The sequence below is a fragment of the Klebsiella sp. 141240 genome (assembly GCF_050600805.1).
Classification (GTDB): Bacteria; Pseudomonadota; Gammaproteobacteria; order Enterobacterales; family Enterobacteriaceae; genus Klebsiella; species Klebsiella aerogenes.
On the sequence record NZ_JAQIRK010000012.1, the window covers coordinates 82104 to 101461 of the forward strand.

The 19358-nt window shown below is 54.4% G+C and carries 14 protein-coding genes and 1 pseudogene; 7 read left to right on the forward strand and 8 right to left on the reverse strand.

Annotation, left to right across the window (positions count from 1 at the left end):
- Positions 1 to 47 precede the first annotated feature (47 nt).
- Positions 48 to 281: pseudogene (locus tag PGQ95_RS19400) on the forward strand (type II toxin-antitoxin system RelE/ParE family toxin); the annotation flags it as partial.
- Between the two features lie 34 nt (positions 282 to 315).
- On the opposite strand, the gene PGQ95_RS19405 reads toward PGQ95_RS19400, so the two are convergent.
- On the reverse strand, positions 316 to 1524 hold the full coding sequence (locus PGQ95_RS19405; RefSeq protein ID WP_087858412.1) for an MFS transporter: 1209 nt from the start codon (positions 1522 to 1524) through the stop codon (positions 316 to 318).
- Between the two features lie 98 nt (positions 1525 to 1622).
- Between PGQ95_RS19405 and PGQ95_RS19410 the strand changes: the two genes are divergently transcribed.
- Complete coding sequence (locus PGQ95_RS19410; RefSeq protein ID WP_087858413.1) at positions 1623 to 2516, forward strand: LysR family transcriptional regulator; 894 nt, start codon at positions 1623 to 1625, stop codon at positions 2514 to 2516.
- A 3-nt stretch (positions 2517 to 2519) separates the two neighbouring features.
- Here PGQ95_RS19410 and PGQ95_RS19415 read toward each other — a convergent pair whose 3' ends face one another.
- Positions 2520 to 2711, reverse strand: coding sequence for a YfgG family protein (locus PGQ95_RS19415; protein ID WP_015370389.1), 192 nt, complete (start codon positions 2709 to 2711; stop codon positions 2520 to 2522).
- Between the two features lie 370 nt (positions 2712 to 3081).
- Between PGQ95_RS19415 and PGQ95_RS19420 the strand changes: the two genes are divergently transcribed.
- Positions 3082 to 5313 (forward strand): EAL domain-containing protein, encoded by a 2232-nt coding sequence (locus PGQ95_RS19420; protein ID WP_087858414.1) that lies wholly within the window; start codon positions 3082 to 3084, stop codon positions 5311 to 5313.
- A 48-nt stretch (positions 5314 to 5361) separates the two neighbouring features.
- Here PGQ95_RS19420 and ppx read toward each other — a convergent pair whose 3' ends face one another.
- Entirely contained in the window at positions 5362 to 6888 is a 1527-nt protein-coding gene (gene ppx, locus PGQ95_RS19425) for an exopolyphosphatase (RefSeq protein ID WP_087858415.1), read from the reverse strand.
- Positions 6889 to 6891: 3 nt separating this feature from the next.
- The gene (ppk1, locus tag PGQ95_RS19430; protein ID WP_087858416.1) at positions 6892 to 8952 is read right to left on the reverse strand and encodes a polyphosphate kinase 1; all 2061 of its coding nucleotides are present in this window, start codon (positions 8950 to 8952) and stop codon (positions 6892 to 6894) included.
- Positions 8953 to 9129: 177 nt separating this feature from the next.
- Here ppk1 and PGQ95_RS19435 point away from each other — a divergent pair, with 177 nt between their 5' ends.
- Positions 9130 to 10788: a hypothetical protein gene (locus tag PGQ95_RS19435; RefSeq protein WP_430919095.1), complete on the forward strand. Its 1659-nt coding sequence runs from the start codon at positions 9130 to 9132 to the stop codon at positions 10786 to 10788.
- Positions 10789 to 10793: 5 nt separating this feature from the next.
- Here PGQ95_RS19435 and PGQ95_RS19440 read toward each other — a convergent pair whose 3' ends face one another.
- Both PGQ95_RS19440 and PGQ95_RS19445 read right to left on the reverse strand, forming a co-directional pair.
- A complete protein-coding gene (locus PGQ95_RS19440) occupies positions 10794 to 11891 on the reverse strand; it encodes a glycoside hydrolase family 88/105 protein (RefSeq protein ID WP_430919064.1) in 1098 nt (365 codons plus the stop codon).
- Positions 11866 to 13317 (reverse strand): MFS transporter, encoded by a 1452-nt coding sequence (locus PGQ95_RS19445; protein WP_430919097.1) that lies wholly within the window; start codon positions 13315 to 13317, stop codon positions 11866 to 11868. The genes PGQ95_RS19440 and PGQ95_RS19445 overlap by 26 nt, the downstream gene beginning before the upstream one ends.
- 421 nt (positions 13318 to 13738) lie before the next feature.
- Between PGQ95_RS19445 and PGQ95_RS19450 the strand changes: the two genes are divergently transcribed.
- A complete protein-coding gene (locus PGQ95_RS19450) occupies positions 13739 to 15079 on the forward strand; it encodes a glycoside hydrolase family 28 protein (RefSeq protein ID WP_430919066.1) in 1341 nt (446 codons plus the stop codon).
- A gap of 53 nt (positions 15080 to 15132) precedes the next feature.
- Here the strand turns inward: PGQ95_RS19450 and purN are convergent, their stop codons facing one another.
- The gene (gene purN / locus PGQ95_RS19455) at positions 15133 to 15774 is read right to left on the reverse strand and encodes a phosphoribosylglycinamide formyltransferase (RefSeq protein WP_015370398.1); all 642 of its coding nucleotides are present in this window, start codon (positions 15772 to 15774) and stop codon (positions 15133 to 15135) included.
- Positions 15771 to 16808 (reverse strand): phosphoribosylformylglycinamidine cyclo-ligase, encoded by a 1038-nt coding sequence (gene purM / locus PGQ95_RS19460; protein ID WP_020078194.1) that lies wholly within the window; start codon positions 16806 to 16808, stop codon positions 15771 to 15773. The genes purN and purM overlap by 4 nt, the downstream gene beginning before the upstream one ends.
- A 249-nt stretch (positions 16809 to 17057) precedes the next feature.
- Here purM and PGQ95_RS19465 point away from each other — a divergent pair, with 249 nt between their 5' ends.
- Both PGQ95_RS19465 and upp read left to right on the forward strand, forming a co-directional pair.
- Complete coding sequence (locus PGQ95_RS19465; RefSeq protein ID WP_045379879.1) at positions 17058 to 18488, forward strand: 6-phospho-beta-glucosidase; 1431 nt, start codon at positions 17058 to 17060, stop codon at positions 18486 to 18488.
- Positions 18489 to 18684: 196 nt separating this feature from the next.
- Complete coding sequence (gene upp / locus PGQ95_RS19470; RefSeq protein ID WP_015370402.1) at positions 18685 to 19311, forward strand: uracil phosphoribosyltransferase; 627 nt, start codon at positions 18685 to 18687, stop codon at positions 19309 to 19311.
- The last annotated feature ends 47 nt before the right edge of the window (positions 19312 to 19358 follow it).

Here is a 19358-nt window from a genome sequence, read left to right on the forward strand (position 1 = left end):
TTTTGAATTCAGGTTTGAAAAAGTACCATGTAATAAATTTCGGTTGGGTTATCGCAGATATTCTTACACAGTTTGAGAGCACCGTAGGCCAGTTCCCCTTGGGCTGCCAGATTTGCCCCGAATTGCTGAAAATTGGCTGCGCCAAATACCGGGAGTTTAATCACGCTGAAGGCTACCGGGTTTTGTATTCCGTACACGGAACGTTAGTGACCGCGCATGCGATCCTGGCACATCGTCAGGACGTCCAGCAGCTGCTGTTTAATCGTCTGATAGTGGCCTGATAGTCCTAAATGTGTGTGTTTTACAGAGGCTTTTTCATACCCTCTCTTCACTTTGTCTCTGACTTATACGTACAACCTGCGGCCGCTGCAGCCAGCCGATTCTCAGCGCCAGCCCCAGTACGACCAGCGATAATAGACCCGAAATAGCAAGGCTCCTTTCTATCCCCAGATGTTGATTTAGCCAGGCATAGGCAAATGGCGAGACGGCGGCCAGCAGTTGCGCTGGGATCAGCAGCCGTCCGGTACGCCGCGCGTAATCTTCCGCTGCGAATAGCTGCAACGGTAATGTTGCCTTAAATACCGTTGTCAGGCCGTTAATTGCCCCGTAGGCGAAAACAAAACCGCCAACGGTCCAGCTTAGCGAGGTGGCGTTGAGGCCCAGTAAAAAGCAGAGCGGCAATAGCGCTGTGGTCAACAGCGTTAGCCGGAGTGGGGTGAGTCGCGCTCCTGAAATCACCTCCAGAAAGCGGGCGCCGGTCTGTCCGATGCCCCATAGTACGCCTATCGTTACCGGCAGACCGTAGCTGGCGATAAACTCAGGCAGATGGGTGGATGTGCCGTTAGAAATAAAGGTGACCAAAGCGATAAGCGAGGCGTACAGCAGGCCTATGTGCTGGTTGCGGCGGGAAAGCGGCACTTTCTCCTGATGAGCGCTCCGGTCGGGCAAGCGTTGATTAGGCATCCGCCACAGCAGTAGTGCGCTAAACAAGCCAAACAGGCTGTAGATTACCAGCGCTCCACGCCATCCCATTAGCGCGAGCAGCGCGGTGCCCAGCGGCCAGAATATCGCTGAGGCCAGTCCTCCAGCCAAGGTCACCCGTGAAATAGTCATTCTCGCGCGTTGACCATACAGGTTAACCAGCGCGGCGAACAGCGCATCGTATAGCGCCAGCCGCATACCGACACCGGCCAGTAGCCATGCGACGTACCAGAAGATCAGGCAGTCTGCCTGCGACATAGCCAGGCAGCTTGCCGCGATGGTTAATGAACCGATGAACACCACCCGCTGACCGCCAAACCAGGCCAACAGGCGGGCGATAAAAGGCGAGATCGCCGCCATCATCAGCATGGCGAAGGTCAAACCGAGATAGATCTCCGTTCCGCCCCAGCCAGTATCACTAGCAATAGCGCCGGCAAAGGTACCGGGCATATAAAAAACGATCCCCCAGTTGATGAGCTGGTTGCCGCCGGCTGCGAGAGTAAGGGAAAGAGGCGCGGTGGCAGGCAAGGTTGACGTTTTCATTGAATTCCAAAGCGTTATGCAGTTGTCGGCAGCATATCGCGCGCGCTATTGTGCAGGCAGTCCCTGGGGCTTATAGCCTGCATAAGAGAAACTTTGTGATGACGATGCTGAATTTGGTAAATCTGACGACCTTTCGGCTGGTGGCGCAGCGCGGCAGTTTTTCCGCCGCCGCTGATGTACTGGGAATATCGCAGCCGGCGGTAAGCCAGCAGGTTCGCCAGCTTGAGCAGTTCCTGAAGACGCGGTTGGTTGAGCGTACCGGCCGAGGGATCAAAGCCACTGCCGCCGGATTGGCGCTACTGGCCCATAGTGAAATTATTGAGCAGGCGGTGAATACGGCGGTGCAGTCGGTGGCTGAGTTTAACCATGAAGTGCACGGCACGATGAGCTTCGGTACCGGGGCGACGGCCTGTATTCATTTGCTGCCGCCGCTATTGCGCCATCTACGCGAGAAGCATCCGCTGTTAACGGTTGGCGTCACGACCGGTAATACGCTTGACATTGTACGTGCGGTGGAAGAGAGCCGGCTTGATCTGGGATTGGTGACCTTACCTGCCAGCGGCCGCAGCCTGGCGGTAACGCCAGTGCTGGAGGAAGAGTTTGTATTTATTACTGCCAACGATGATGAACCGCTAGTGGGGCAAGTGACGCCTTCACTGCTACAGGCACTTTCGCTAATAGCATTTGAAGCCGGCAGCGGGACCCGTGGGCTAATCGATGGCTGGTTTCGCGCTGCCGGGGTAAACTCGGCGCCGGTGATGCAACTCGGTAGCATTGAGGCTATCAAGCGTATGGTGCGTGCCGGTCTGGGATACAGTATCGTACCGAAGATGGCGGTGGCGGATGAAGATGACCGCACCGGAATACGTATACAGTCGCTATCGCCGCGGCTCTATCGCCAACTGGGCGTGGTGATGCGTCAGGATAAAGTTATCAACAAAGGGATAGCGGAGATGCTGCGTCTGCTGCAACAACTAAAAATTTTGCCGTAGGCGTTATTCCTGGGCTGGAGTCGTTGGCGTCGCCGGAGCATCAATGGTGATGGTCGATTGCTGCGACTCTTGTTTGTCCTGATGATGGTACCAGGCACCGATAGAGGAGTAGACAAAGCGTCCAAAGAAGAAGAGAAAACTGATAAGTAGTACGATACGGGTCATGCGACGGTTAAATCGATGTCGTTTACGCATACTGGGTGCCTGACTCACAAAAGGTTCCTTGAAGTATACCCGAAGACGGGCGATGGGGGTATTAAGTCATAGTATAGCGGTGGGGTCAATTGTCGGCGGTGTAAAAATCGTAGTGCTAAAACATTACTTAATGTTATATAAGATGAACATCGTATTTACACAGATTTTGGTTGTTGCACGAGGTCGCAAAAAAATAAGTTTTATTAATATTAGCTAAATAGTTTATTGATTTGCGTCAATTGCTTGATTCCATTGCTCACTAAAATCGTCCATCTGTTCCGCATCGTTATTACTTTCGCGGTTAGCCTGGTCGGGTTGGATGCCTGTCTGAATATACTCCGCAGGAGTTGGGGTAATCTGTCGAGCATCTATGAGTATTATTAAACTATACAAACGATATCAGGATAAATGGTGGGCGCTACCGCTCATCCTGCCTACGCTGCTGTTGCCACTGGCGCGCGCCGCGAATACATTTGCAAATCTTAACGGTCATACCGTCTTCCTGTATTACCTTCCACTGGCGCTAGTATTAAGCCTGATGCTTTTTTTTGGCTGGGCGGCGCTGCCGGGCATCGTTATCGGTTTGCTGCTGACCATTACGCGCGGCATGACCTTTGAGCAAGCCATCGGTGTGTTATTTCATTTTTTGATCCCCGCGGTGTTGTGCTGGGGCGGGTATCGTATTTTCGTTCCGCGCCGTCAGCAGATTTCCCACGGCAATGTTGCCCTGATGCCGTATCGGTTGTTCTGGCAAATGCTGCTGCCTTCGGTGATTTTTCTCATTATTTCTCAACTTGCTGAGTATCTTGGCCTGCATCCGCGTGCGGCGGAACTGGTTGGGACGACGCCATTTAGTTTACGATCGTTAATCACTTTTCAGGCGCTGATGGTCGGTTGTCTGACCGGCGTGCCGCTGTGCTATTTTTTGCTTCGCGTTATTCGTAATCCGCTACACTTACGCGGCTTTATATCCCAGGTACGTTTACAAATCGACCAAAAAATAAAACCGCTGGAAATTATTGTCTGGGCAATAGTATTGTTAATAATACTGGCTTTATTATTCATGCCGTTAAATGCCAACAGCACGATATTTAGCACAAATTATACACTTTCATTACTTATGCCGGTCATGCTATGGGGAGCGATGCGTTTCGGTTATCGTTTTATTTCCCTGGTGTGGCCGCCGATATTAATTCTGGTTATCCATTTTCATTACAGCTATCTGCCATTTTCCCCGATCTACAATAACCAGCTGGCGATTACCTCCTCCAGCTACCTGGTTTTCTCCTTTATTATCGCTTATATGGCGATGCTGGCGACGCAGCAGCGGATGATCCACCGTCGGGTTCGTAGGATGGCCTTTCTCGACCCGGTCGTTCATATGCCAAATTTACGGGCCCTGAGCCGAGCGCTAAACCACTCGACCTGGTCGGTACTATGCTTTTTACGCATGCCGGAGCTGGAGTTGCTTGGTCGGCACTATGGCGTGATGCTACGCATTCAGTATAAGCAGCAGCTGTCGGAATACTTAAGTCACATGCTGCAGCCGAATGAAATGGTCTATCACCTTTCGGGCCATGATCTGGTGGTACGCCTGAATAGCGACGATCATCAACAACGCATCGTGATGCTGGATGAGCGGATTAAGCAGTTCCGTTTCATCTGGGATGGTATTCCGCTGCAGCCGCCCGTCGGGATCAGCTATTGCAACGTGCGCTCTCCGGTCAAGCATCTGTATTTACTGCTCGGCGAACTGAATAATATTGCCGATATGTCGTTAACCAGCGGCCACCCGGAAAACGTGCAGCGCCGCGGCGCCGTTCACGTCCAGCAGGGATTAAAAGAACGCGTGTCCATGATGAACCAGATCCTGCAGGCGCTGGAACAGAATCGCTTTCGGCTGATGGCGCAGCCCATTATCGGCATGCGTGGCGATAGCTATCATGAAGTCCTGTTGCGTATGGTGGGCGAGCAGGGCGAACTGGTTGCGCCGGATAATTTTTTGCCCGCGGCGCACGAATTTGGCCTGGCTTCGCGCATCGACAGCTGGGTTATCGACAATACGCTGGCTTTTATGAACGATAATCGACATACGCTGCCAGGCATGCGTCTGGCCATCAATCTGTCGCCAGTCTCGGTCAGCCGCAGCCGGTTCCCGGACGAAGTCGAGGAAATGTTGCATCATTATAATATCGAGCCGTGGCAGCTTATTTTTGAACTGACGGAAAATCACTCGCTCAGTAATCCGGAGCAGGCGCAACAAACGCTCGCGCGGTTGCAGGAGTTGGGATGCCGGGTGGCGATTGATGATTTCGGGACCGGCTATGCCAGCTATGCGCGGCTGAAAACGCTCAACGTCGACATGCTGAAAATTGATGGGAGCTTTATCCGTAATCTGGTGACCAGTAGCCTGGATTATCAGGTTGTGGCGTCGATTTGCCGGTTGGCGCAAATCAAAAATATGCAGGTAGTGGCGGAGTATGTGGAATCGCCGGAGATCCGCCAGGCGGTGATTTCTCTGGGGATTGATTATATGCAGGGCTATGACATTGGTATGCCGGTTCCGATAGAACAGTTGGCCTGTGCGGCTGAAGTCGCATAAAAAACGGCCGGGCGTATGACCCGGCCGTTTTAGTCAAAGATGTCAGCTTTACGCTTCTTCTTCAGTAATTTTCAGCAGCCATTCCGGCACGCCTTCCCAATACTGTTGCTCTTTTTCCAGATCCAGCAGTACCAACGCGTTCTGGCTAAACCAGTCGTGCGGGAAAATTAAGGTCCAGTGGTTGGCTTCCGTCTTCAATGTCAGTTTTGGCGGCGTCGTCGTCGCCTGACGCTGATTGTTCAGTAACACGCCCAGACGCAGCAGTTGGATAAGCGGCAGGAACTGTTTTTTCTTGAACAAGGTAAAACGCGGCAAATCATCCAGCTTGATAGCCTTGCGATGATAGCGCACCAGCGTGGCCATCAGCATCTGCTGCTCCTGATTAAAGCCCGGCAAGTCGCTATTTTGCAGGATATAGGCGGAGTGGCGATGCATGCCGCTGTGGTTAATGTTCAGCCCCACTTCATGTAGCATTACCGCCCACTTCAGCAGGGCAGACAGATGCGGATTCGCCAGTTTCGGGTTTTGTTCCTGCCACTGTTCCAGCATCTGAGTGGTGGTCTCCAGTACACGGCGCGCCTGTTCGCGATCGATATTGTACTGGTTCGCCAGGCTTTGGGCCGTTCGGCTGCGAATATCCTGGTGGCGGAAGCGGCCTTCCATCTCGTACAACACGCCTTCGCGCAGGGCGCCGTCGGACAGGCGCAGCTCTTTGATCGCCAGCGCGTCGAATACCCCGCACAAAATCGCCAGGCCCGGAGCGAATACCGCTTTGCGGTCTTCCGACAATCCCGGCAGGCTTAATGAATCGAAGTTTTTATTCTTCAGCAGCTCACTAACCAGCATTTCCAGGCGATCAGGCGTAATAAATCCGTCTTTTTCCCCCATGGCGATCAGCACTTCATGCGCGGCTTTGATGGAGCCAGAGGCGCCCAGCGCCACGTTCCATCCCTGAATACGGAACTGCCATGCCAGCGTTTCCAGCTTCTGCACCGCCGCCAGGCGCGCGCGCTGGAAGTTTTCTTTATTGATAACGCCGCCGGGGAAATAGGCCTGGGAGAAGCTTACGCAGCCCATACGTCGGCTTTCCACCAGGCGGGGTTCGAAATCTTCGCCGATCACGAGCTCAGTCGAGCCGCCGCCGATGTCGATAACCAGCTTACGACCGCGCTCCGGTTGCGTATGCTCAACGCCCATAAAAATCAGACGCGCTTCTTCGTTACCGGAGATTATCTCGATGGGATAAGGAATAACTTTTTCCGCTCGTTTGAGAAAGTCCGCCGCGTTGGCCGCCTGGCGCAGGGTATGCGTCCCGACGATACAAACGCTGGAAGGGGAGAACCCTTGCAGACGTTCAGCAAACAGCGACAGGCAGTTCAGTCCGCGAGTAATCGCTTCTTCGCTCAACACCGAGTTTTCATCCAGGCCATCGGCCAGGTGGACGCGTTGCTTCAGGCGACCGATGATCTGCATTGCCCCGTCGACGACACGGGCGATCACCATATGAAAACTGTTCGAACCAAGGTCGACCGCAGCGAACTCCTGCGGCCGAGGGGTTTTTTCGTTTATTGGCATAGGTTAATCGGGTTGTTCGAGTGATTTGAGATAATCGTAAATCGCCATCTGTGCGCGTACTTTGCGACGATTGCCGCGCGGCACGTAGCGATTACTCAGTTCTTTATCAAGATAGCGCGCTTTTACGGTATCGTTGAACAGGATATCGAGAATATCCAGTACGCGTTGCTTCAGACGCGGGTCCAGCAGCGGTACGGCGACTTCGATACGATAGTCGATATTGCGCGTCATCCAGTCGGCGGAGGATAACCACACCTGTTTATCACCGCCGTTTTCAAAACAATAGACCCTGTCGTGCTCAAGGAAACGGTCAACGATACTAATAACGCGAATATTTTCGCTTATTCCCTCAAGACCGGGGATCAGCGAGCACATGCCGCGGATAAGCAGGTTCACCGGCACGCCGGTGCTGGAGGCGGCGTAGAGTCTGTCCACCAGCCCTTTATCGACCAGGTTATTTAATTTAAGCGTAATTCCGGACGGTTGCCCATTCTGCGCATTGGCGATTTCGCGGTCGATCATTTCATACAGCAGACGACGCGAGTTCTGCGGCGACACCAGCAGGTAGTCGAAGCTAACTGGCCGGTAAGGGTTTTCGATAAAGTTAAATACGCGACGAACTTCATTGGTGATGCGCGCGTCGGCGGTGAGAAGTGAATAGTCGGTGTAGATACGAGCGGTTTTCTCGTTGAAGTTGCCGGTGCCGATATGCGCATAGCGTATTACTTCATCGCCTTCTTTGCGCGAAATGAGGAATAGCTTGGCGTGGATCTTCAGCCCCGGCGCCGAGAAGATAACGTGTACGCCGGCTTCTGTCAGACGTTTGGCCCAGTGAATATTGGCCTCTTCGTCGAAGCGAGCCTGGAGTTCAACCACCACGGTCACTTTTTTACCATTGTGGGCGGCGTGGATCATCGAATCGATAATCCGTGAATCCTTAGCGACGCGGTAGATATTGATTTTGATCGCCAACACGCTCGGGTCGAACGAGGCCTGACGCAGCAGTTCAAGCACGTGCTCGAAGGTATGGTATGGGTAGTAGAGCAGTACGTCGCGTTCGCGAATGGCGTCAAAGCCGTTGCGGAATTTATCGAACCACAGATGGCGCAGGCGCGGCATCGGTTTGTTGACCAGATTGGCCTTGCCAACATTCGGGAAACCGATAAAGTCTTTAAAGTTGTGATAACGCCCGCCCGGCAGCATTGAATCGTAGTTGGAGATGGAGAGCTTATCGCGCAGCATTTCAACCATCGCGTCCGGCATATCGCGCTGGTAGACAAAACGTACCGGCTCGGCGGTTAAGCGCTGCTTCAGGCTGGAGGACATCAGCTCCATCAGGCTCGATTCCATTTCGTGTACCAGATCGTACTCGGCATCGCGGGTCATTTTCATCGAGTATGCATTCAGGGCATCGTAGTCAAAGAAGCCCTTAAAGATATCATCCAGGCAGTAACGCAGAATGTTATCCAGCAGAATCATCGGTTTGCGGCGTCGCGGCGTTTCCGGCGGCAGGTTCACAAAGCGCGGCACCTTATCAGATGGAATCTCCAGCAGCGCATAATTAATGGTGTCGCCGCGGATAATCTCCACCGCCAGATAGGTGTAATCATCTTTCAGGAATTGAACCAGGTCCGTCTCGCGGTTGATCAGAATCGGCGAAATATGCTGGCGAAGATACTGTTTGAAGTAGTTGCGCAGCCAGGACTGCTGGTTAACGGACAGCTGGCGTTCGTTAATCAGGAAGATCTGATTACGCGCCATTTCCAGCAGCAGTTCATTGTAAAGACCATCAAATTCCTGATCGGCCTTTAGCACGCGGGCCTGGATTTTGCCTAACAGATGACGTGAATGGGCGGTACTACCTTGTTCTTCACTGATAAGAATGCGTCGCTTAAGTTCGGCGAAGCGCACTTTGTAAAACTCATCAAGGTTGTTGGAGTAAATTCCTAAGAAGCGCATGCGCTCGATAAGCGGGTTGCTCTTGTCCGCCGCTTCCTGAAGTACGCGCTCGTTAAAGGACAACCAGCTGAGTTCTTTTTCGATGTATAGCTTTTCCTGGCCCATTACAACTCACACTCCGGATCATTGACGTCGCTTTTTCATTATGGCGAGCTTTGCCATTGAATGTCCAACTATGTCAAAGCAATATGACAGTTTTCTTTCAATCAGATGTCAGGAAAAAGCGGACGCGTTTGTTTGCTTACGTTATGTTCAGTCAGGGGCGAAATGGAGGGCGAAACGATGTGGGAAACGCGGGCGCTGGAGCTTAACAACCAGGATATCTGGCACTGGCCGTCGGCCTGCCGGTTGATTGAATACGCACTTGAGCATGATTTTAATACCGTGGTGGTGGGGCAGGCCGAGCTATTTGGCAAGCTGGTTTCGCCACAGGGGTATACGCCGTTTGACTATAACGACCGGTTGTCGAGCCAACAACGAGCGCGCTGTATCTATCTCAATCGCCTGGCGTTACGCTGCCGCGAACAGGGGTTGCGATTTTATCTGCAGGCGAAAGAACTTAGCTTTCCAACCGAACTGTTATTAGCGCATCCGGAACTGCTGGATACCCCGCGCGGGGTGCGTTTCGATGTCGATTTCTGGAGCCGCTGGTTAACTGACAAAATCCGCGCCGTGTGCCAAAGCGTGCCAGCGCTCACCGGTTTGATTATCGCGCTCTCCAGTACCGACGGCTTATTACCAATCTCTCACCCGCAGTGGGCCAGACAACACGACGATCCCCGCCAGCCCGCGCAAAGCTTGATGCTGTATCGCCGCTGCTTTAATGCCCTGAGTCAGGCGGTAGCCGCGCAAAATAAACATCTGGTACTGCGCGTTTTCCCGGCCAGCAATGACGATCTCAGCGCCGTGCTGGATGCGATTGAACCGCTGCCGCCTGCGGTTTCGGTATCGATAAAACTCACGCCGGAACGTTTCTGGCCTGCATTCCCTAATAATCCGGCGCTGCTGGCGGTGCAGACGCGAGATGTATGGATCGATATCGATCTTGCCGGCGAGGAAGTGGGATGGGGAGTCATGCCGTTTTTACGTATTGATGAGCTACAGGGGCGACTGTTGTGGTGCCAGAGCCGCAATCCGCGCATTACCGGCGCTATCTGTAAAACCAGTTGGGAAAGTATCGATAATCACTGGATCCCTGCGACGTTAAGCGAATGTAACCTCTTCGCCTGCAGCCAATTGCTGGGCGAAGGGGCGGCAAAAAATCAGCAGCAGTTACTGGTGCAATGGCTGGCGCAGCGTTACGGCTGGTGTCCGCCAGCCGATGTCGCACAGCAGTTCCAGTCGCTGCTTGAGCAGGCGACGCAGACGCTCTATCAGTCAATATATGTGCGAGACCATGTGTTCCATCGCCATAGCCAATTGCCTGAAAGCTACGGCCAGGCGGTGTGGAGCCTTTACGGACAACTGGCGCGCAGTCACTGGTTACCCGGTTCGGCGCACGATATCCACTTCAACCGTGACGATCCGCAGAAATCGATGGCGAATCTCACGCAAATCGCGCAAGAAAAAGATGACGTCGCAGCCAGCGCGCAGCAGTTGGGGAAAGCGGCGCAAGCGTTCGCTCTCACGGCGGATTTTCCCGCCGCGCTGGCGCTTCGGTGGCGTGAAGAGTGGCAGGGACTGGCGCTCTATTGCCAGACATTTACCCACGCGCAAAAGGCCTTCTTTACCCTGCACTTCGCCCGAGAGGTGGAAAACAGCTGGAGCATGCGGGAAATTTGTCATATCAACGTGCAGGCGCTGTATCGCTGCGCATCGGAAATGGAAACGCTTTGTCAGCAGACAGGAGAGGCCTCGCCGGCGTTTTACGTGATGTTCGATCCCGTACGAGCACGTCATCTGGCGGATAGCCTGAGCACCGAACTGACGGCGCTCAGATAGCCGTATTAAAGCGTGCGGTGTAGCGCTTCAACCAGGCACAGTATCGCCATTGCCTGGCCGTAGGGCATGGCGGTCAGGGGGATGTTACGATAGTGGTCGAGGTCGCGGCCCATCGCTGTGCCAAACGACACCTGCGTTAGCTCTCCTTGCGGTGAGATATGTTCGATTATACCCCGGCAGGCCCGCTCGGCGACCGGCAGAAACGCGTCGTCGAGGTAGCCGAGGCGCACCGCCTTAAAAATACCCGCGGCAAACCCCGCCGTCGCAGAGGCTTCCAGATAACTATCGGGGTCGTTGAGCAGCGTCGGCCATAGGCCGTTTTCGGCCTGGCAGCGGGCAAGGGCGCTGACCTGAATCTGCAGAGTATTTTGCAACTGGCGGTAAAAGGCATCGTGCTCGTCGAGCGCGAGCATCTCCAGTAGCTCAGGTATCGCCAGCGTTATCCAGCTATTGCCGCGAGCCCACAGCGCGCCGGCGAAATGGTGTCTGCCGTTGAAATGCCAGCCGTGAAACCACAGGCCGCTTTGGTGGTCGCTTAAATAGTGCAGGTGCTGCAAAAACTGAAATTTCGCCTCTTCTACCCAGCGCGGTTTACCAAACATCTTGCCGAGCATCGCCAGCGGCAGTACCGCCATCATGAGCGTATCGTCCCAAATTTGTTGATGATGGGGATTCTCATAGGTGACGTGTTGCAGGCAGCCCTCTTCGGTACGCGGCATCTGGCGATATATAGCATCTCCCCAGCTTTCCAGATAGGCGCGCCAGTCGCTGCGCGGCGTCTGTTGATAGCACAGCGCCAGGGTTAAAAACGGACAAGCGGTGTTGATGTTTTTCTCCGGCGTACCCTCGGCGAAACGGGCGCTAAACCAGCTGTCGATAAGTTCACGAGCCCGAAGCGATCCTGTCAACTGCTGGTAGCGAAACAGGCCAAACAGGGCGATGCCATGCGTCCACTCCCAACCGTCCCAACCTTTAGTGTCAACCACCCGGCCATCTGCCAGCCGCTGCAAATACTCGCCGCTATCATCGGTAATCGCGGTTAAGTTGCCGATTAGCGCTTCGATGAGTGATTGTAATTCAGGACGGTTGTTTTTCTGCGACATAGTGATTTCCTTGAGAAGAAACGGCGGCGTGTTGCCAGCGATCGTTGCGATGAGGATGGCCGGTCAGTAGCTCGATAGTTTCGCGGGTCTGCGGGCTGGCATCCTGTGGATGACCACCGGCGCGCAGACGCTCCAGTTCGCTAATCAGGATTTGATGTCGCGGCTGGCTCAAGCGAAAACGAAAAGCGCCATACATCGCCAGTAAGGCCAGCAGGCCGGGGCCAACGAGGAATACCCACCAGATACCATTCAGCGCGGCGGTATTCTGCGTTTCGGCGCCTTTGGTGAATCCAAAGGTTTCCAGCGCCAGGCCGACGATAAACAGCGCCAGCGCCTGGGAGAATTTGCGCGTCAGCATCATCACCCCCGCGTAGATCCCTTCGCGGCGCACGCCGGTGTAGGCTTCATCGATATCGGGCAGGAAATTGTAGACATTCCATGGGATGAGATAGGTGCCGCCGCGGGCGATGCCCATCACGATTGCGCCGCCGAGCAGCAGCCAGGAAAGATGGCTGAAAGAAGCGGTTAGTTGGCTGAACCACAGTAGCGCGCAGAGGATCAGCGCGATGGCGACCTTATAGGCGTTGCCGTTGCCGACGCGGATGCAAAGCCAGGTAAATAAAGGGATCGCGAAGAATTGAAACAGCGTCATCAGACTCATGGCCTGCGAAGCCAGCGAGGTGCCGACACGTAGCACGTAGGTCATGTAGTGCATAAACAGCGAGCCGAAAATATCCAGCGCTACCGCGCCGCCGACGTACATCATGATATGGATACGGAAGGTCCGCAGACGGAAGGTAGAGGCCATTTCCCGATACAGCGAGCGCAGCGTTTTACCTAAACCTTGCTGCGTCTGCGGTGGTGGGAGATGCTCACGTTCCCAGGTACCGCGCCAGACGAAGATCCACGGCAAGGCAAAAAGCAGGGCAAAGATAATGCCGATATAGAGAAACGCCTGCGATTTATCGTCGATGTGGGCCATGATTTGTCCGGGGATTAACGCCGCGAGAAAGGCTGTCGCCTGAGCAAATAGCATTCGTGCCCCGGACATTTTCGAGCGCAAATCATAGCGCGCGGTCATCTCTGCAGGCAGCGTATCGTAAGGCACCATCAGCAGGGTGAAGACGGTGCTGAATAGTAGATAGGTACCGAGGTACCAGGCGTAGCCAAAACCACTTATCCACATCAGAGCGAAACAGAGCGATAGCGGCGCGCCGACAATAAAGAAGATCCGTCGCCGTCCCCAACGGGTGCGAATGTTGTCGGTAATGTAGCCCATTACCGGGTCGGTGATGCCGTCCCAAATCTTGGCGATGGCGAAAATAGAGGCCGCGGCGGCGGGCGAGAGCCCGGCGACTTCAATATAAAAGTAGAGCAGCCACAGGCCGGTGATGGTCATCGCGCCGCTGCCGAAAATATCGCCCATCCCCCAGCAGAGGATATTGCGGGTTTTGACTTCTCGTTGCGGGGTTACTGTCCTCGTCATGCGCGTATCTCTTTTATCAGGGATGAGAGGTTGCACAGTAAAAGAGGGAGATGGGGGCGAAAATCCCGATAGACGGTTTTTCGTACCGTTCTGCGAGCAGCATGCCAAATGGCGACAAAATGAAATAAACCCCGCGATGCGCCTCACGTTTTCTGTGGTTGAATCAGGCCTTAAATGTGATGCGGACCCTTTTTTCATTTTTGTCAGGGGTAAAGTTTGCGGGTGTTATCACGTTTTGCCCCTGGTCGTGACGGCGATTGTGAAAGGGTACGCAGATATTTCCGCGATATCGCTTTCGACCCTACGCTGAGAGTGAGAGAGATGGTGAGATAGCCTCCACGTTGATTTTCCAGGACATGCTATGAACATTTATCTTTCGCAGCGCCATCCCCATGCGGATGGCGTGACGCCTGATACCGAACTCTTTCAACAGGCGCTGGACGAACTGGCGCAGGCGGGCGGCGGCCGGTTGGTGGTTGATTGCGGCAGGTACGCGCTCGGCGGTTTACGGATAGGCTCGAACACCTGTCTGTGGCTGTCGCCGGGCGCCGAGCTTATCGTTAGCGAAAACTATGATGACTTTGCCCAGGCGACGGCGCTGAGCCGGGCGGAATCGTCAGATCGGGCCTTTCTGTATGCTGTGGATGCGCAGAATATTACCATCTGCGGCGGCGGTGAGATTTACGGCAGCGCTGACGGCTGGTTTTCCCGTCGCGTTGATGCCATGGGTTACCGCACGCCAGCCACGGCGCGCCCGAGGATCATTTTGCTGGAAAATTGCCGTCGCGTCCGGCTGGAGAACATCACCGTACGACATGCCCCGATGTGGACAATTCATCTGGTCTCCTGCACGGGCGTGGTGGTTGACGGTGTCACCGTTGACAATGATTTGACGATGGCTAATACCGATGCGCTGGATATCGACAGCTGCCAGCAGGTACATATCGCCAATAGCTATTTCAGCGCGGCGGATGATGCCATCTGTCTGAAGACCACCGATAAACCTGAGCGCATCCAGCGACCGTTGCGTCAGGTAACCATTGTTAACTGCACGCTGCGCTCGAAAAGCTGCGCCTTTAAAATCGGTACTGAAACCTGGCAGGATATTGAGGATGTGCTGGTGAGTAACTGCACTATCTTTGACTCCAATCGCGGCATCGGCCTGATATCCCGCGACGGCGGGCGGCTACGGCGGATGATTTTTAGCAGCATTGCTTTTGATTGCGTGAGCGCGCCGGCCTGTCACTGGGGCGAGGCGGACCCTGTTTTCCTTTCCGCGCGCCGCCGCGATCCGGCGATTGAACCCGGCGAAATCTCACAGATCCAGTTCCGCGGGCTGGTTGGCGAGTGCGAAGGCGCGATAAACCTACATAGTGAAACGCCAGGCCAGATCCGGCGTATTCTGTTTGACGGCGTGCAGCTAACCCAGAAGCTGAACCTGGCAGCGGAGCAGGGGCTTTATGATATCCGCCCGCCGTGCAATCCGATGTCGCCGACCGGGATGGGGATTGATAACGCCTGGTGTTTGAATCCGCAAAGCGGCCGCGTTTGGGGTGTTGAGCCTTATCCCGGCGGTTTGCCGATACTGTATGCTAACGGCGTTGCGGGCCTGACACTGCGCGAGTTTGATTATCAGCGCCCGATACCGTTACCGGCAGCCTGGAACCCCAACGCGCTGTGTCTGGAAAACGGCGATAATTAGCGAGGAAATAAGAGAGGAAGTTGCCCCGGCGAATGCTCCGGGGCAGGTCGAACTTATTCTTCGGCGGCATAGCCCTGCGGCGGCAGCTTGCGATTATCCAGCCACGCAGAGTTAGCTTCCATACGCAGGCGGCCATCAACAAACCAGCTCACCACCAGCGGGTAGATGTCGTGCTCCTGCGCCTGAACGCGGGCGGTAACGTCATCTTCGCTGTCTTCCGGAAATACCGGCACCCGAGCCTGTAAGATCACCGGCCCGCCGTCGAGTTCGTCGGTGACGAAATGCACCGAGGTGCCATGTTCCTCATCACCATTTTCCAGCGCCTGGCGATGAGTATGCAGCCCTGGATATTTCGGCAGCAGAGAAGGATGGATATTCAGCAAGCGCCCCTGATAGTGGCCAACAAACGCTGGGCTAAGGATACGCATGTAGCCCGCCAGCACCACCAGATCGGGTTGGAAGACATCGATTTGCTGCATCAGCTCGCGGTCGAAGGCTTCGCGGCTATCAAACGCTTTCGGCGAGAGCGCAAAGGCCGGAATACCGGCCTCGCGGGCGCGCTCAAGGCCGAATGCTTCAGCCTTATTGCTGAATACCGCACGCAGGGTGCCGTTGATTTGCTTCCGGGCGCAGGCATCAATAATCGCCTGTAAATTACTGCCGTTACCGGAAATCAGCACCACAATGTTTTTCATTCAATGACCACGCGTTGTTCGGCATCGGATGCCTTGATGTAACCGATTTTCCAGGCGTTTTCACCCTGCTCGTTCAGCAGGGCGATGGCTTTATCCGCCTCGGCTGCCGGCAGAGCGACCAGCATGCCGACGCCGCAGTTAAAGGTGCGGTACATTTCGTGGCTGCTGACATTACCGGCGGTTTGCAGCCAGTTGAAGACTTCCGGCCACTGCCAGGAGGACTCGTCAATCACCGCCTGGGTGTTGTCCGGCAGTACGCGCGGGATATTTTCCCAGAAGCCGCCGCCGGTAAGGTGAGCGATAGCATGGACGTCGACGTTGGCAATCAGATTCAGAATCGATTTGACATAAATGCGGGTCGGCGCCAGCAGATGGTCGGCCAGCGGTTTGCCGTTGAGGTCGGTGGTTTGTGGGTCAACGCCGCTGACTTCGATAATCTTACGCACCAGCGAGTAGCCGTTAGAGTGCGGGCCGCTGGAGGCAAGGGCGACCAGTACGTCGCCGTCAGCCACTTTGCTGCCGTCGATGATTTCTGATTTTTCTACCACGCCGACGCAGAAACCGGCCACGTCGTAATCTTCACCGTGGTACATACCCGGCATTTCCGCCGTTTCGCCGCCAACCAGCGCGCAGCCGGACTGTAAGCAGCCTTCGGCGATGCCGCTTATCACGCTTGCCGCGGTATCCACGTCCAGTTTACCGGTCGCGTAGTAGTCGAGGAAAAACAGCGGCTCGGCGCCCTGAACTACGAGGTCATTGACGCACATGGCGACCAGATCGATACCGATAGTGTCGTGACGTTTAAGGTCCATCGCCAGACGCAGCTTGGTGCCGACGCCGTCGGTACCGGAGACCAGTACCGGTTCGCGGTATTTCTGCGGCAGAGCGCACAGCGCGCCGAATCCGCCCAGTCCGCCCATCACTTCCGGGCGACGGGTTTTCTTCACCACGCCCTTAATACGGTCGACGAGAGCGTTGCCTGCATCAATATCCACGCCGGCATCTTTATAGCTGAGAGAGGTTTTATCGGTCACTGCGAAGTCTCCACGCGTTTGCGGTAGCAAGAAAAATCGGCGCAATTCTAACAGGGAAAGCAAACGTTTGCGAGCCTGCTTTACACTCGATTTAAAACGGCTTAGAGATGAGCAAATTTGATACTGTTCACGAAAATGAAACCGGGTACAGTCTTCTGCTTGCCTCGCCTTTAATGAATGACCATTATGCCAATGAAACCGGTTTCTGTTTGGTGAAAAGCGCATAACGATCGTCTATAGGGAGAGTATATGTCCGGATTCAAAGAAGGTTTTCTGTGGGGCGGCGCGGTTGCGGCGCATCAGCTTGAGGGCGGCTGGCAAGAAGGAGGGAAGGGGATTAGCGTCGCTGACGTGATGACCGCAGGCGCCCATGGGGTGCCGCGAACGATCACCGACGGCGTACTGCCCGGCCATAACTATCCCAACCATGAGGCGATTGATTTTTATCATCGTTATAAAGAAGACGTGGCGCTGTTTGCCGAACTGGGATTTAAGTGTTTCCGTACTTCAATTGCCTGGACGCGCATTTTTCCGCTGGGCGATGAGCTGGAGCCCAATGAGGCGGGCCTGCAATTCTATGACGATCTGTTCGATGAGTGCCTGAAATATGGTATTGAACCGGTGATCACGCTCTCCCATTTTGAGATGCCTTACCACCTGGTGACTGAATACGGCGGCTGGCGCAACCGTAAACTCATTGATTTCTTCGTCCGCTTTGCGAAGGTGGTGTTTACCCGTTATCAGCACAAAGTGAAGTACTGGATGACCTTTAACGAGATCAACAACCAGGCCAACTTCCATGAAGATTTCGCCCCCTTTACCAACTCCGGCCTGAAGTATCAGCCCGGAGAAGACCGTGAGCCGGTGATGTTTCAGGCCGCCCATTATGAACTGGTGGCCAGCGCGCTGGCGGTAAAGGCGGCACGTGAGATTAATTCGGACCTGCAGATTGGCTGTATGATCGCGATGTGTCCAATCTATCCGCTCACCTGCGCGCCGGACGACATCATGATGGCGATGAACGCTATGCATCGTCGTTACTGGTTTACCGATGTGCACGTGCGTGGCCGCTATCCGCAGCATTTGCTCAACTACTTCGCGCGCCGCGGTTTTACGCTGGATATCACCGACGCCGATCGCCTGGCGTTAAAAGAGGGTTGCGTCGACTATATTGGTTTTAGCTACTACATGTCCTTCGCCACCAAAGCGACTGACGATAATCCGCACCTGGATTACGACGAAAGCACCAGCCTGGTCTCCAATCCCTACGTCAAGAAATCGGATTGGGGCTGGCAGATTGACCCGGTTGGTCTGCGCTACTCGCTCAACTGGTTCTGGGATCACTATCAGCTGCCGCTGTTTATCGTTGAAAACGGCTTTGGCGCCATTGACGTGCGTGAAGCTGACGGCAGCGTGGACGACCAGTACCGTATCGAGTATCTCAGTGCCCATATTGCCGAAATGAAAAAAGCGGTAGTGGAGGATGGCGTCGATCTGATGGGGTATACCCCGTGGGGCTGTATCGATCTGGTCTCCGCCGGTACCGGCGAGATGAAAAAACGCTATGGATTTATCTTTGTCGATAAAGATAACGACGGTCGCGGCACGTTGGCCCGCAGCCGTAAAAAATCCTTTGCCTGGTATCAGCAGGTTATTGCCAGTAACGGCGAAAATCTGTAATCGCCAACTAGCATAGCCTTGTCAAAGATAAAAGCCGAAGGGGAACCTCCGGCTTTTTTTGTTTGTTTTATAATGTGTAACAATCCATAAATCACTTTGTTTGATATACGTCAAGCAAGATGGGTATGGCGCAATCCGCAAAAAGCGGTATAATCCCGCGATTTTTTTTGTGGCTGCCCCTCAGAGGAGAAAGAGAATGAAGATCGTGGAAGTGAAACATCCACTCGTCAAACACAAGCTGGGCCTGATGCGTGAGCATGACATCAGTACTAAACGCTTCCGTGAACTCGCCTCAGAGGTTGGTAGCTTACTGACCTACGAAGCAACCGCCGATCTCGCTACCGAGCGTGTCACTATCGAAGGCTGGAACGGTCCGGTCGAAGTTGAGCAGATTAAAGGTAAGAAAATTACCGTGGTGCCTATCCTGCGTGCCGGTCTGGGTATGATGGAAGGCGTGCTGGAGCACGTGCCGAGCGCGCGTATCAGCGTTGTTGGTATCTACCGTGATGAAGAAACGCTGGAGCCGGTTCCTTATTTCCAGAAGCTGGTTTCAAACATTGACGAGCGTATGGCGCTGGTGGTTGACCCGATGCTGGCAACCGGTGGTTCGATGATCGCGACCATCGACCTGCTGAAAAAAGCGGGCTGCTCGAGCATTAAGGTGCTGGTGCTGGTGGCGGCGCCGGAAGGCATTGCCGCGCTGGAGAAAGCGCATCCTGACGTCGAGCTGTACACCGCCTCCGTCGACCAGGGCCTCAACGAGCACGGATACATTATTCCGGGCCTCGGCGATGCCGGCGATAAGATTTTCGGTACCAAATAAATGATGAAGTGATAAAAAGCCGACTTTGAGAGTCGGCTTTTTTTTGA